The sequence below is a fragment of the Cellulomonas sp. P4_H12 genome (assembly GCF_056400905.1).
In genome coordinates this window covers 61347-73762 of record NZ_JBFUKJ010000017.1, presented here as the reverse complement: position 1 = coordinate 73762, position 12416 = coordinate 61347, and the positions used below count along the sequence as shown (strand labels likewise).

The window sequence follows — 12416 nt, the reverse complement described above, 5'->3', positions numbered from 1 at the left end:
CCCCATTCAGGCCACGACGAGCGAGAGGGTCCGCGCCCCCCGGGCGGGCGGCCCGAGCTCGACGGCCAGCAGCTCCGAGCCGACGAGCTCCTGGGCCACCCGCGCCAGCGAGGCGGCGTCGTGCGGTGCGCGGCCGCGTCGCGTGAGCAGGTGCCGCGTGAGGACGCCGCGCGTGTGCTTGGCGTTGTGCGAGACCACCGACCTGGTCCCGTCGAGCTCCCGGAGCACCCGGACGGCCACCCAGTCGGCCGACGCCGGCGGGTGCCAGGCCGCGAGGTAGGTGGCCGAGCGGCAGTCGACCACGAGCTCGCCCTCGGCGCGGTCCGAGAGCTCGACCCCGAGCGCACCCCGCCATGCGCCGGCGAGCGGTCCGATGCCGGGCAGCTCCGTGCCCATCGAGAGCCGGTACGCCGGGATCAGGTCGTCGGGTGCGACCAGGCCCCACAAGCCCGACACGATCCGGACGCTGTCCGCGGCCCGCGCCCGCGCGGTCGGTGTGAGGCGGTCGAGCCCCGCCGCCGCGTACAGGACGCCGGAGTACACCTTCTTGGCGGGGGCCGTCGGTGCCGTGCGCAGGGCCGTGTTGCGGGCGACGTCGTCGGCAAGGCTCGCACCCACCCCGAGCACCTGCATCGCGTCCGGCATGGTGCTGACCTGGATCAACGCGTCCAGGATCTTCTCCCGCACGGGCGTGAGCCCAGGCGCGGCGAGGGCGTCGAGGTCGAGCCGGGGGCCGCGGGCGCGCGGCGGCGTCTTGCCCTCGGAGGGCGGCAGGAGCACGAGCACGCCTGAACTGTAGGCTCCGCGCGACGCCCGAGCGCGAGGAGGACCACATGGCGCACGTGAAGATCTACGGCCGCCGCGACGTCTGGCAGGACCGTCGGGGCTCGGTGTCCGACGCGATCCACCGGGTGGTCACCGGTGCCTGGGGGCTGCCGCAGGACAAGCGGTTCCACCGCTTCCTGCTGCTCGACCCGGACGACCTCGTCGCTCCGCGCGGCAAGGACTACCTGGTGGTCGAGATCCTCTGCTTCACCGGTCGGAGCCGGGAGGCCCGCCGCGCGCTCATCGCCGCCTTCTACGACGACGTCGCGCCCACTCTGGGTCTGTCCGTCGACGACCTCGAGGTGATCATCATCGAGAGCCCACCGGAGAACTGGGGTATCCGGGGCGTCTCGGGCGACGAGCTGTCGCTGGGCTATCGCGTCGACGTCTGAACGGCCGGCTGCGGCACCTCGGTGAACCGCCGGTGCCGGCGATCGATCTCGGGCATGCCGAGGTCGGCCGACAAGAGCCCGAGGCGGCGGCCGGCTCGCAGGGCCCCTTCCCGGTCGGCGACGCCGAGCTTGAGATAGATCGAGCGGACCTGCGACTTCACCGTGTTGCGGGTGACGAACAGCGACCCCGCGATCTCTCCGAGCGTGAGGGGCAGGGCCAGGTGCGCGAGGATCACGCGCTCGCGCTTGGTCAGTCCTTGTGCAATGTCCATACCCGTGGTTCGACGCCGGGTGCGGCGAGGATGGGTGAAAATCCGAACCGCGTGCGAGCCGATAGGCTGGCGCTGCGGATGAGTCAGTCAGGCGGCCGCGTCGAGCCCTCGGGCTCGCCGAGGAACGTCCGGGCTCCGCAGAGCAGGGTGGTGGGTAACACCCACCCGGGGTGACCCGCGGGACAGTGCCACAGAGAACAGACCGCCCGATCGGTCCGCCGGTCGGGTAAGGGTGAAACGGTGGTGTAAGAGACCACCAGCGTGCCGGGCGACCGGTGCGGCTAGGTAAACCCCACCCGGAGCAAGGTCAGACAGGGAGCGTTCGAGGGCTGCTCGCCCGAGCTCCCGGGTAGGCCGCTGGAGGCGTGCGGCAACGTACGTCGTAGAGGGATGGCCGCCACTCGCGCAGCTGCGGGCAACCGCGCGCGAGGACAGAACCCGGCGTATCGACTGACTCATCCGCACTTAGGCCGCTGACCTGCGGCGGGACTACTCGCCGGTCACGGCGTGACGCGAATCTGACGCGAGATTCTGCGACCACGCGGCGTCGACAGCCTCGCGGGTGCGGTCGTCGGAGTCGGGCCACAGGTGCGAGTAGGTGTCGAGCGTCTCGGCTGCCGTGGCGTGCCCGAGGCGCTCTTGCACGACCTTGACCGACTCGCCGTGGCGGATGAGCAACGAGGCGTAGTGGTGCCGCAAGCCGTGGAAGGTGAACGGGTCCACCCCGGCGACCTCGATGGCGCCCTGCCATATCTTCCACAGGCTCGTGCGTCGGATCGGGGCGCCAATGTGGTTGGTGAACACCAGCGCGTCACGGTCACTCGGCGGGAACGCGGCGAGGTGGGCTGCCAACTCGTCGAGCACCATTTGCGGGAGCGGCACGGTGCGATACGAGGCGTTCGTCTTGGGCGGGCCGAACTCGGGCGGCTGTCCTGCGATCTGCACGAGTTGGCGCTCGACGACGACCTGCCGCCGCAGGAAGTCGACGTGCCGCACGGCAAGCCCGAGCACCTCGCCGAGGCGCAGGCCGGTGCCCGCCGACATCAACACCGCCGCCCGGTAGCGGGTGGGCATCGCCTCGGCGACGGCGAGCACATCGTCGGTCGAGACGGGCACGACGCGCGCCTTGCGCGGCTTGGGAACCGACACCCCGGCGCACGGTGAGTGCGCGATCTTGCGGTCGGCAACTGCCGCCTTGAAGATCGCCGACACGTGCCGGTAGATCACCGAGACGGTTGCCGGTGCGAGCGTCAGCGACAGCCGCTTGACGAGCGCTTTGAGGTCCGACGGCAAGATCGAGGCGAGCGCGCGTGACCCGAACACCGGGTACACGTGCCGGTGCAGATGCCGCACCACCTGGTCAGCCGTCGAGGGGCGGTGCGCCTGCACCGAACGCCAATGTTCGGCGTACTCGCGGAACGTGAGCCGCCCGGCGCTCGGGTCGACCCACACCCCGGCGACGACGCTGGCGGTGTTCTCGTCGAGCCACCGACGGGCCTCGGTGAGTTTCGCAAACGTCTTCGTGCGGTGCTTTCCCTCCGGGCTGCGGTAGCGGGCTCGGTACTTGCCCGAGTCGAGTTTCTGAACGTTAGCCACGGTCTGGCCCTTCGATGGTGAGGATCGCGTCGAGGTCGAGTCGCAGGGCCGCCGCCCAAGCGGTCGTCGTTTCCATGAGTGGCGCGTCGGTGTGCTGGCGGGCGGCGCCGATGCGATCAACCGCCTCGGAGAGCGACTCGGCGAGGCGAGAAAAGTCGGCCTGCGCGAGGTTGAGGCTGGCGAGCCACTGCGCGGCTCGGCGGGCGTCGTCAGATTGGGCGGCGGCGAAGAACTCGTCGAGCGTCACCCCGAACACCTCCGCCAGCGTGCCCGCCTCGACGAACGTTAGAGCGCGACTGCCGCCCTCCACTTTCGCCACGGTCGACGGGTGCCAGCGTTCGGCAGAGAGGGCGCTGAACTGTGCCGCGAGTTCGGCTTGGGTCAGGGCGTGAGCCTCGCGCAACGCTCGGACCGCGCTGCCAACGGTTTCCAACATGGGATGCAGATTACGTCCCGAAACGGCTTGCGGGCAACTCCCACACGGGTGCACGATCTTCCCAATTCGGAACGGTCGACGGGAGATGATCCGGGATGCACCAGGCACAAGACCCGTTGCTCACCACCGGCGAGACGGCGGCAAAACTGCGCCTCGCGCCCGAGACGCTGCGCGTGTGGCGCTGGCAGGGCGTCGGCCCGGCGTGGGTCAAGGTCGGGCGCCAGGTGCTCTATCGGCTGTCCGAGGTCGAGCGGTGGATCGACGACCGCACACACCAGCGGGTCGGGTGACGTCGGGTGACCGGCGCGGGCACGGCCCGCAACCGTGGTGAGGTCGCGGGCCGCGTAAACCACCCATGTACCGAGCGCAACACCACGGTACGCCGCCCCTGCGGTGCCGGACAGCCCCGGCGGGCCTCATGACCGCCCGGCTCACCACGAGGCGGCTGACGCCCGCGCAGGTGCGCCCGTCGTGGGAGCGGCGCCGCGCGTCCCTCGTGCTCGACCGGCTGCTCAACGTGCCGGGGCGGGTTCCGGCGCCCGAGGACATCCACGCCGAGGGCTGCGACTGCGAGTGGTGCGAGGCGGTGCGCCCGTGACCGACGACGGGTGGCCCCCGCTCGGGCCGGTCGGCGGCGCCGACGGCGAGCGTGCGGTTGCGGCGCTGCGAGGCCGTGAGGCGGTTGTGCCGGTCGACGTGGTGGGCGCGCTCACCATGCTCGACGCCCGGGCGGGTGTCCCTGCCGACGACGAGCCGCTCGCCGAGGTCGCGCGGGGGCTGACCGGTTCGGCCGCCTCGGCCGGTTCGGCCGGTTTGATTTCCGAGGATGTGCTCAACCGGGCACGGGCATGGTTCGGGCGATTCATCGTGGTGCTCGACGACGACGACCTCGACATCGTGACGTTGTGGGCAGCACATACGCACCTCGCGTTTGAGTGCTACACCACCCCCCGGCTGCTCATTGAATCCGCAACCCCGGGCTCGGGAAAAACCACGCTGCTCGAACATTTCGCACGCCTCACCCGTGCCGCCGTACAAATGGGCTCGGTGTCGAGCCCAGCAATGTTGGCCCGCCTGCTCGATGTTGGCGGCGAGGGGTCGCGCACGTTGCTGCTCGACGAGGTTGACCGCAACCTCGACCCGAAACGCGAGGGCGTCGGCGACCTCGTGGCCATCTTGAATTCCGGGTACAAGCGTGGTGCCACCCGCCCGACCACCGTGCCCGAGAAGGGTGGCGGGTGGGTGGTGCGGGAACTGCCCACGTTCGCCGCCGTGGCGCTCGCTGGGAACTCGCCGCACCTGCCGCAAGACACCCTCTCGCGGGTCATTCGCGTGCTGCTCGTGCAGGACACCGACAACCGCGCCGAGCCCTCGGATTGGGAGGACATCGAGCGCGACGCCGACGACCTCGCCACCGCGCTCGCCGAGTGGGGCGACGAGGTGCGCGAGCGGGTCGCGGGCTCGCGCCCCGACCTACCCGGCGACCTGCCGATGCACGGGCGCGACCGCGAGCGGTGGTTGCCGTTGCTGCGCGTCGCGTACGCCGCCGGGGGCGAGTGGCCTGCCCGCACCGTGGCGCTCGTGCGCCGTGACCTCGAACTCCAACGGCTCGACCGAGAGGACGACCTCATGACCTACCCGCCCGCCGTGCGCGTGCTCGCCGACCTCGCCGCCGTTTGGCCCGAGGGCAGGTCGTTCGTGCCGACCGCAACGCTCGTGAGCGCGCTCATCCGGCATGACCCCGACACGTGGGGGCTCGGCTCACCGTTCGGGCGGGAACTGACCGCCCAGCGCCTCGGGCGCATGCTGGCGCGCTCGCACCGGGTCCACACCGTGCGCGACACCGACGCCGCCCGCACGCGCGGTTACGCGCTGCGCGACCTCGCTCGACCGTTCCGCCGGTACGGCGTACCCCTCCCAGGTGAAACCGGCCGAACCGGCCGAACCGGGGAAACCGGCCCGACTGTCACGGGTGACGCCGAGGTGACACCGGGTGACACCCGAACCGGCTGGGGTGCGTGATGGGTCGGCGTCTAGGAAGTCGCGACCTACGTCCCTCGCCGCTGGCGAACTACCTGCGCGAGCCCCGTCGAGGCGGCTCGTCGAGCCCAAGCCCGAGCGCGGTGACCGCCCCCGGCGTCGACGGCATCCCACACCGCGCCGGGTGCCCACGACCGGCACCGACGCTCGTGCGCGCGCACGTGTCCGCCTACCTCAAATGCCCGACGTGCGGCGGTGCCGTCATCGCCGGACCCCGTGACCCCGACGAGAGGAACGCACCATGACCACCGAGACGAGCACGACGCCCGACGAGCCCACCCCGGACCTCTCGGGGCTATGGGCCGAGCCCACCGGCGGCGGCGAGTGGTATCGGGTCAAGCCGCATGAGTACGCGAGCACCGTGCCCGGCAGGACGTGCGCCCGCGCCGAGTGGCGCGACCGCGACGGGCACCGCATCGAGCCCAACGAGGCGCGCAAGCCGCCGTCGTTAAGCGGCGACGCCCGCCGGGCGCTCGGGCGCGGCGACTATGCCGGGTACATCGAGAGCGGCGGGCCGCCCATCCCGCCCCGGATGTGGTGACGTGCGCACCGTCGAGGTGGTGTGCGTGCCGTGGCAGCAACTCACCGAGGGCGTCGCCGACACCGGCGGCGAGCGGGTCATGCGCGGCACGTTCGACCGGCTGCTCGCGCACCCCGAATGGTGGCCGCTCATCGAGTTGCGCGACGGGCACACCGACGACCCCCTCGCCGTCGCCGGGTTCGGCGTCGAGTTCCGTGACGAGCCCGTCGGGCTCGTCGGGGTGTTCCGGTTCGCCGAGGGGCTGCGCGGGCCGCACGCGTGGGCACAAATGATGGCCGGTGCTTATCGCGGGGTGTCCGTCGCAATGAGCACCTACGGCAAGCGCAGCAACGGGGGGATGCATTTCGTCACCGCCGCCGAACTCGACCACGTGGCCCTCGTCGACCGGCCCGCCTACCGGGGCGCAATCATCCTCGACGCACACGACCCCGACGACCCCGACGCGGGTATCCGGGCATTCTTTGCCCGGCGTTCGCGCGCATCACTCACGAGAGGAACCTAGAACGATGACCAACTCGACCGGCTTTACCCTCGACATCCGGCGCGCCTACACCGACCGGAAAACCGACCGGCACATGGTCGACCTGTTGTGCGTCCCGTGGGATGCGGTGTCGATGCTCACCGAGCACCGGCACGGCGAGATGTTCCGCCGGGGTGCGTTTCACGCGCTCGTCACCAACCCGCAGGCGTGGCCCAAAATCCGGCTCACCGACAGCCATGCCCCCATGAGTGAGCGCCGCCCCGTCGCCAAAGCCGTCGAGTTTTCCGACGAGCCGGACGGATTGTGGGCGCGTTTCCAAATGTTCGACACCCCCACCGGGCGCGAGGCGTGGGAAAACCTTTCGGAAGGAACCTACGGCGGGGCATCGATTGGGTTCGAGGCGACCGAGGCAACCCCCGGTGTCGGCGGGGTGCGGGAGATTCGGGCCGCCAAGTTGCACCACGTGAGTCTCGTCGACGAGCCCGCGTACCAAGAGGCCAAGGTGCTCGCGCTGCGCCGGGCAATCGGCACCAATGCCGACGATGATTTGCGCGCGTGGTTCCGCGAGCACCCGGCACCGAGGTCGCTGCCCACATTGCATCGCGCGGCGCGCATCGCACCCACCAAGAATGCGCAGCCCGAGCGCACGTTTAATCCCCATCCCCGACGGTAGGTGTGCAATTCACCTACCGAACAAAAGGCAGGCCGGCCGCCCGTCGATGCCCGTAAGAAAGCACCGCACGAATGTGAATTGGAATCGAATTACACAAGTTTAGGCAGCACAGACGGGCGCGATGTGTAAACCCGCAGGTCAGCGACCCGCGATAGAATTGGAAATGCGGTCGAGTTTTTATGAATGGGCCACCCCCCGCGTGACCCCTGACTGAATTGTTTTTGTCTCATAACGGGGAGAATCGGTATTGTTGGGCGTGGGACCGGAGTAATTGCCGCCTATTCTTGCCCGTCTCGGAGCCACCTTGGCGCACCTCGGCGCAGTTTTTGTGGGGCCGCTAATCGCTGAACAATAGCCAACCGCCACCATTGTTTACACGAGAGGAAAGCATTGTGAAGACCGACCCGAAATACCTCATCACGACCGATCACGTGATCGCCAAGCCGCCCGTGCGGCAGCCGGTCGAGCCCGGGGGTGTCAAGAACTTGACGCCCGAGCCTGACGAGCCCGAGCCCGAGCCGGAACCCGCCGAGCCCGCCCGCAAGCCGCATCGGTAGCGACGTCGCTACCGAGGTCCGAGCCCCGGCGGGGTCATCCGTTCGTGGTGCCAATTCGGACTCGTGGCGCTCGGTCACGTGCCACGCTGCCGAGCATGAACGCGTGGGAGTGGGCAGCCGTCGTGTGCGCCGTGGGTGCCGCCGTCGCGCAGGCGTGGGCGCTGTGGCCAGAGCGGTTCGGGGCCGCGTGGGGCTCGGTGCGATCCTCACTGCCCCGCCGGAAGCAACCGCCGGTGCATTACGAGGTGACGGTGCACGACACCTTCACCGTGACGACGACGGCGAGCGCTGTGGTGAGCAAGGCGATTCCCGGTGAACCTGAGTTGTCCGAGCGGCTGCGGCGCATCGACGTCGAGCACCAACGTTTGCGCGACGCCGCCATTGCACACGAGGGCGAGATGCGCGGGGGCGATGCCGCGCTCGCTGCCCTCATCGCCGCCGAGGCAGCCACCCGTGCCGACGCCGACGAGCGGATCGCGGGCGCTGGGCGGTTGCCGCAGGTGCTCGCGCTGGTGTTCGTCGGGGTCGGCCTCGTCTGTCAGGTCATCGGGTCGCTCATCGGGTCACCGACGACGTAGTCGGCCCCGCCGGGAGCGCGGGCGAGCGCTAACGTGGCGGCCATGCCCACCTACCGAGTCGCGCAAGTTCCGGACATCGACCAAGCCGAGGTCACGCCGGTGGGCGCGGTGTTCGACGCCGACGACGACGGTGAGGCGAGGCGCAAGGGTCAGGACCGGTTGCGCCTCGTGGAGACACTCGAAGCGGCTACCGACTACCGGCTGCAGAGGTCCGACGGCGCCGGGTGGACTGATGTGGGTCTTCCGCTGGCGAACGACCAACCCGGGCTCGACGGGCGCCCGAGGAACTAGAGGTCCGCCGGTACTCGGGCTCGCCGTCGTATGTGGGCGCCAGAGCCCGGGCGGAGTCACCTACGCGTCGGGGCAAGCACCGAGGATCGTCGCGGCGGCGGTGCACATGAGCCCGAGGATGACGAGCACCACGTCGCGCCGGGCGATGCGCAGACGGCTGCCGGGCGCGTGCAACCCGATGAAATGGTTGTCGAAATCGTGCTCCCAATCGCCGTCCACGTTCCCACCGCGCTCGGCGACGAGCGCGACGCGTGCCCGCTCGTCGGCACGGGCGCGCCGGTAGACGCGCACCACCCCGGCGCTCGGCAACGCTGCGCCGAGCACGCTGAGAACCACGATGAGCGCCATGCCGAGCACCGTAGCGGTGTCGGCGCCGGTGCCTACGGTGGCGGCATGGTCGTCTTCAGAGTCATCGAGTTCCCGCAGGGACAGCCCAAGCGTGCCGAGCCGGTCGGCGACGCGTTCGAGGCGCCGAGCGCGGTCGACGCGGGCGTCTACGCCGCGCAGCGGGTCGGGCGCCCGGACCCGAGCCGCTCGTATTGGTTGGAGTACCGCGACGCTGCGGACCGCTGGCAGAGCGCCGGTGCGGTGGCGTTCTAGGGCGTCGCCGCGTGACGCGAAAATGACGCGAGTGACGCGAGAATGACGCGAGATTGCCACCGTTTCGCAACTGCCGCCATCGGTTCGCAACGGACGTTCTCGCAGGTCAGCGGCACAAACGACGGTTCCTGCGCAGGTCAGAGAGTCGGCCGAGTTTGAACCCGGCGTATCGACTGACTCATCCGTCCTCATCGGATTCCGACTGCGCCGATCCGCGGTGACGGGGCACGATGGCTCCCATGAGCACCCTCGACCAGCTGACGTCCGACCTGACCACCGCGATGAAGGCCCGCGACACCGAGCGCACGGGGGTCCTGCGCCAGATCATCGGCGCGGTGCGGTTCGAGGCGAAGGCGGGAGCGGTCGAGAAGGAGCTGTCCGACGACGAGGTGCTCAAGATCCTGGCGCGCGAGGTGAAGAAGCGCCGCGACTCGGCGCAGATCTACACCGACGCCGGCGCGCCCGAGCGGGCCGCGACCGAGACGTCCGAGGCCGACCTCATCGAGACGTACCTGCCCGCCCAGCTGTCGGACGACGAGCTCGCGGCGCTCGTGCAGGCCGTGATCGCCGACGTCGGCGCGACCTCCGTGCGGGACATGGGCGCGGTGATGAAGGAGGCGACCGCGCGTGCGGGGGCGAGCGCGGACGGCAAGAAGCTGTCGACGCTCGTGCGTGGGGCGCTCAGCTGACGGGGACGTCGAGCCGCTGGTAGCTGCGGCCCGGGAGCATCGACGCGACGTCGGACGTCCACGGCAGGGGCGGCTCGGGCATCACGACCAGCCAGGAGCCGTCCCGGTCGAAGAAGCGCAGGTCGCCGTCGAAGGCGTACGTGTCGCGGACGTGCATGCCGAGGTCGCTGACCGCGAAGGTCAGGTTGAACAGCCACGCCGCCGGGTCCTGGATCTGCTCGTCGCTGTCGAGGTCCCGCGAGGTCCACAGGCGCATCCAGGTGACGCTGCGGGACTCGCGAGCGGGGACCACCAGCGGGTGGCCCGGCAGCAGGTCGAGCTCCCCGCCGGCCGGGTCGAGGATGTCGACCTGCGCGGCCCGGTCGGAGACGTTCTCGAACCACAGGGTCAGCGCCGTGCGGAAGGCGAACGTCTGGTCCCGACCGACCGCGAGCTGTCCGCCGAGCGGCCGCCAGCGGTCCTGGCCGCCCGCGGTCAGCTGGCACGCCTCGAGCGTCGGCCGGCCGGGTGCGTCCGAGCTGCTGGGGACTGCCCGCGCGACGACCGTCGGCGCGAGCGCGTCGAGCCGTACCTCCTCGAGCATCCGCCGCGTCCGGTCGGTCTCCTGGCGCTGGCGGTCGGCGTCGGACCGGGCGTCCTGCGCCTCGCGACGGGCCATGGCGAGAGCCTCCCGGGCGATGGCGACCTGCTCGTCGAACGACCTCGCCTGCCGGAGGGCGGCGTCGGCCTGGCGTGCCGCGCGCCGCGCCGCCTTGGCGGCGAACCCCCACGCGCACAGGGCCGCGACCAGCGTGAGCAGCGAGACGGCCAGGGGGAGCCAGTCCCGCCAGTCGTCCCACGCGACGTCGCCCAGGACAGGGAGTGCTGCACTGACCATCCGAGGAAACTACCGACGATCGCCGGCCGATTCGTCCGATTCCGCCCGTGACTCGCCGGCGTCACCCGCGCGGGGGACGGTCAGGAGCCGGCGAGGATCGCTTCCACCTGGTCAGGGGTGCTGCGCAGCAGGCAGAACTCGTTACCCTCCGGGTCGGCCAGCACGTGCCACGGGACGTCATGCTGCCCGATGTCCACGCGCGTGGCTCCGAGCGCGAGCAGGCGCGCGAGCTCGGTGGCCTGGTCCGAGCCGTTCGGCGGCCGCAGGTCGGCGTGCAGCCGGTTCTTGACGGTCTTCACGTCGGGGACCTTGAGGAAGAGCCAGCCGGTGGACGAGCCGTCGGCCGGCCCGATCCCGACCTCCTCCTCGTCGTCCTCGGAGTCCCAGAGGTACGTCCAGTCGAGCACCTCGCGCCACCAGCGGGCCAGGGCGCGGGGGTCGGCGCAGTCGATCGTCAGGTGGGAGACCACGGGTGCCATGCGCGGCACGCTACTGGGGCGGCCGTTCCGGGTCGAGGCGGACGACGCCGGAGTCCAGGTCGAGCCGACCCGCGGCGTCACCGGTCTGCTGGATGTCCAGCCTCTGCCGTTCCTGCTCCGCCGTGAGGTGCACCCGGTTCGGCTGGAAGACGTCGATGAGGTCGCCCAGCATCCCGCTCGCCGCGGCGCCCTCGGCGGGCCGGCGCTCGCGCGGGTGCCTGCGGTCGAACCAGCCGTGCGCGGTCATGCGGTCGAGCGCGAGGAGCAGGAGCGCCAGCGCGCCGACGGCGCCGACGACGAGCCACGCCGTGCCGCTCACGGCGCCAGGGCCGATCGCTGGGCCTCGTGCGCGGCAGCCGCCCAGGGGAGGGCGAGGCGGTCGTCGTCCCACGGTGACCCGGCGACGAGCGCGGCGAGGTACGCGCGGTCGGCGACCAGCCGTCGCGAGAGCTCGTCGGCGGACCCCACGCGGCCGTGACCGGGGACCACGACGTCCGCGCCGACGGACGCCAGGAGGTCCAGCGCCGTCCGGTAGTCGCCGACCGGGTCGGCCGCGGTGAGGTCCAGCAGTGGGATCTCGACGTCCGAGAGCATGTCGCCGGCGACCAGGACGCCGACGGAGGGCAGGACCAGGGCGGTGTGGGGGCGGCAGTGCGCCTCGTGCGTCAGGACGTGCACGGGAGGGCCGGACCAGTCGAGCACACCCGGGGACTGCCGGGGGTAGGGCGTGCGGATCGCGGCGACCGGCGCCGGGGCCTCGCCGGTGCGGGCGAGCTCGGGGTCGGCGTCCCGCTCGGCCGCGAGCGTCTCGGGATCCGTCGCGGCCACGCCCTGCGACCAGCGGGGGAGCCGCGAGAAGCCGGGGCCGTCGAGCACGTGGTCCCAGTGCGCGTGCGTCGACCAGACGGCGACCGGCGTCCAGCCCCGGTCGCGGATCACCGCCGCGAGACCGTCGACCTCACGCGCGGTGACGGCAGGGTCGACCACGAGGCACGTCCCGTCCTCGCCGACGACCACCGTCGAGGTCGTCGTGTAGACCTGGCTCGTCGCGACGTGCACACCGTGCGCGACCTCCACGAGGTCGCGCAC

General features: G+C 71.1%; 21 protein-coding genes and 1 other RNA gene. 13 read left to right on the top strand and 9 right to left on the bottom strand.

What is annotated here, in order from left to right; genetic code table 11:
* Positions 1 to 6 precede the first annotated feature (6 nt).
* Entirely contained in the window at positions 7 to 786 is a 780-nt protein-coding gene (locus AC1DQC_RS11385) for a YaaA family protein (protein WP_477051347.1), read from the bottom strand.
* 47 nt (positions 787 to 833) lie between these two features.
* Between AC1DQC_RS11385 and AC1DQC_RS11380 the strand changes: the two genes are divergently transcribed.
* A complete protein-coding gene (locus AC1DQC_RS11380) occupies positions 834 to 1217 on the top strand; it encodes a tautomerase family protein (RefSeq protein WP_477051346.1) in 384 nt (127 codons plus the stop codon).
* On the opposite strand, the gene AC1DQC_RS11375 is transcribed toward AC1DQC_RS11380, so the two are convergent.
* Entirely contained in the window at positions 1199 to 1489 is a 291-nt protein-coding gene (locus AC1DQC_RS11375; protein WP_477051345.1) for a LuxR C-terminal-related transcriptional regulator, read from the bottom strand. The two genes, AC1DQC_RS11380 and AC1DQC_RS11375, sit on opposite strands and share 19 nt — an antisense overlap.
* Before the next feature lie 79 nt (positions 1490 to 1568).
* Here AC1DQC_RS11375 and rnpB point away from each other — a divergent pair.
* An RNA gene (gene rnpB / locus AC1DQC_RS11370) (RNase P RNA component class A) lies at positions 1569 to 1951 on the top strand.
* Positions 1952 to 1978: 27 nt separating this feature from the next.
* Here rnpB and AC1DQC_RS11365 read toward each other — a convergent pair.
* On the bottom strand, positions 1979 to 3085 hold the full coding sequence (locus AC1DQC_RS11365; protein WP_477051344.1) for a tyrosine-type recombinase/integrase: 1107 nt from the start codon (positions 3083 to 3085) through the stop codon (positions 1979 to 1981).
* Complete coding sequence (locus tag AC1DQC_RS11360) at positions 3078 to 3521, bottom strand: helix-turn-helix domain-containing protein (protein WP_477051343.1); 444 nt, start codon at positions 3519 to 3521, stop codon at positions 3078 to 3080. The genes AC1DQC_RS11365 and AC1DQC_RS11360 overlap by 8 nt, the downstream gene beginning before the upstream one ends.
* Positions 3522 to 3616: 95 nt before the next feature.
* On the opposite strand from AC1DQC_RS11360, the gene AC1DQC_RS11355 reads away from it, so the two are divergent.
* The 9 genes from AC1DQC_RS11355 (at position 3617) to AC1DQC_RS11315 (ending at position 8682) form a co-directional block, all read left to right on the top strand.
* Positions 3617 to 3811: a helix-turn-helix transcriptional regulator gene (locus AC1DQC_RS11355; protein ID WP_477051342.1), complete on the top strand. Its 195-nt coding sequence runs from the start codon at positions 3617 to 3619 to the stop codon at positions 3809 to 3811.
* Between the two features lie 128 nt (positions 3812 to 3939).
* On the top strand, positions 3940 to 4119 hold the full coding sequence (locus tag AC1DQC_RS11350) for a hypothetical protein (RefSeq protein ID WP_477051341.1): 180 nt from the start codon (positions 3940 to 3942) through the stop codon (positions 4117 to 4119).
* The gene (locus AC1DQC_RS11345; protein ID WP_477051340.1) at positions 4116 to 5543 is read left to right on the top strand and encodes a DUF3631 domain-containing protein; all 1428 of its coding nucleotides are present in this window, start codon (positions 4116 to 4118) and stop codon (positions 5541 to 5543) included. The genes AC1DQC_RS11350 and AC1DQC_RS11345 overlap by 4 nt, the downstream gene beginning before the upstream one ends.
* Before the next feature lie 259 nt (positions 5544 to 5802).
* Positions 5803 to 6102, top strand: coding sequence for a hypothetical protein (locus AC1DQC_RS11340; RefSeq protein ID WP_477051339.1), 300 nt, complete (start codon positions 5803 to 5805; stop codon positions 6100 to 6102).
* 1 nt (position 6103) lies between these two features.
* Positions 6104 to 6604, top strand: coding sequence for a hypothetical protein (locus AC1DQC_RS11335; RefSeq protein ID WP_477051338.1), 501 nt, complete (start codon positions 6104 to 6106; stop codon positions 6602 to 6604).
* 4 nt (positions 6605 to 6608) lie between these two features.
* The gene (locus AC1DQC_RS11330) at positions 6609 to 7256 is read left to right on the top strand and encodes an HK97 family phage prohead protease (RefSeq protein WP_477051337.1); all 648 of its coding nucleotides are present in this window, start codon (positions 6609 to 6611) and stop codon (positions 7254 to 7256) included.
* A gap of 392 nt (positions 7257 to 7648) precedes the next feature.
* Positions 7649 to 7813 carry a hypothetical protein gene (locus AC1DQC_RS11325; protein ID WP_477051336.1) on the top strand — a complete coding sequence of 55 codons (165 nt, stop codon included), beginning with the start codon at positions 7649 to 7651 and terminating at the stop codon, positions 7811 to 7813.
* A gap of 95 nt (positions 7814 to 7908) precedes the next feature.
* A complete protein-coding gene (locus AC1DQC_RS11320) occupies positions 7909 to 8391 on the top strand; it encodes a hypothetical protein (RefSeq protein WP_477051335.1) in 483 nt (160 codons plus the stop codon).
* Between the two features lie 33 nt (positions 8392 to 8424).
* The gene (locus tag AC1DQC_RS11315; RefSeq protein ID WP_477051334.1) at positions 8425 to 8682 is read left to right on the top strand and encodes a hypothetical protein; all 258 of its coding nucleotides are present in this window, start codon (positions 8425 to 8427) and stop codon (positions 8680 to 8682) included.
* A gap of 60 nt (positions 8683 to 8742) precedes the next feature.
* Here the strand turns inward: AC1DQC_RS11315 and AC1DQC_RS11310 are convergent, their stop codons facing one another.
* A complete protein-coding gene (locus AC1DQC_RS11310; protein ID WP_477051333.1) occupies positions 8743 to 9030 on the bottom strand; it encodes a hypothetical protein in 288 nt (95 codons plus the stop codon).
* A 45-nt stretch (positions 9031 to 9075) separates the two neighbouring features.
* On the opposite strand from AC1DQC_RS11310, the gene AC1DQC_RS11305 reads away from it, so the two are divergent.
* Both AC1DQC_RS11305 and AC1DQC_RS11300 read left to right on the top strand, forming a co-directional pair.
* Positions 9076 to 9282: a hypothetical protein gene (locus tag AC1DQC_RS11305; RefSeq protein ID WP_477051332.1), complete on the top strand. Its 207-nt coding sequence runs from the start codon at positions 9076 to 9078 to the stop codon at positions 9280 to 9282.
* Between the two features lie 239 nt (positions 9283 to 9521).
* The gene (locus tag AC1DQC_RS11300) at positions 9522 to 9971 is read left to right on the top strand and encodes a GatB/YqeY domain-containing protein (RefSeq protein ID WP_477051331.1); all 450 of its coding nucleotides are present in this window, start codon (positions 9522 to 9524) and stop codon (positions 9969 to 9971) included.
* Here AC1DQC_RS11300 and AC1DQC_RS11295 read toward each other — a convergent pair.
* From AC1DQC_RS11295 to AC1DQC_RS11280, 4 genes are all read right to left on the bottom strand, one after another.
* Positions 9964 to 10848, bottom strand: a complete 885-nt coding sequence (locus tag AC1DQC_RS11295) for a hypothetical protein (RefSeq protein WP_477051330.1) — start codon at positions 10846 to 10848, stop codon at positions 9964 to 9966. The genes AC1DQC_RS11300 and AC1DQC_RS11295 overlap by 8 nt on opposite strands.
* Before the next feature lie 80 nt (positions 10849 to 10928).
* A complete protein-coding gene (locus AC1DQC_RS11290; protein WP_477051329.1) occupies positions 10929 to 11327 on the bottom strand; it encodes a VOC family protein in 399 nt (132 codons plus the stop codon).
* Between the two features lie 10 nt (positions 11328 to 11337).
* Positions 11338 to 11646 carry a DUF6191 domain-containing protein gene (locus tag AC1DQC_RS11285; RefSeq protein ID WP_477051328.1) on the bottom strand — a complete coding sequence of 103 codons (309 nt, stop codon included), beginning with the start codon at positions 11644 to 11646 and terminating at the stop codon, positions 11338 to 11340.
* Complete coding sequence (locus AC1DQC_RS11280) at positions 11643 to 12416, bottom strand: MBL fold metallo-hydrolase (protein ID WP_477051327.1); 774 nt, start codon at positions 12414 to 12416, stop codon at positions 11643 to 11645. Before AC1DQC_RS11280 ends, AC1DQC_RS11285 begins: the two co-directional genes overlap by 4 nt.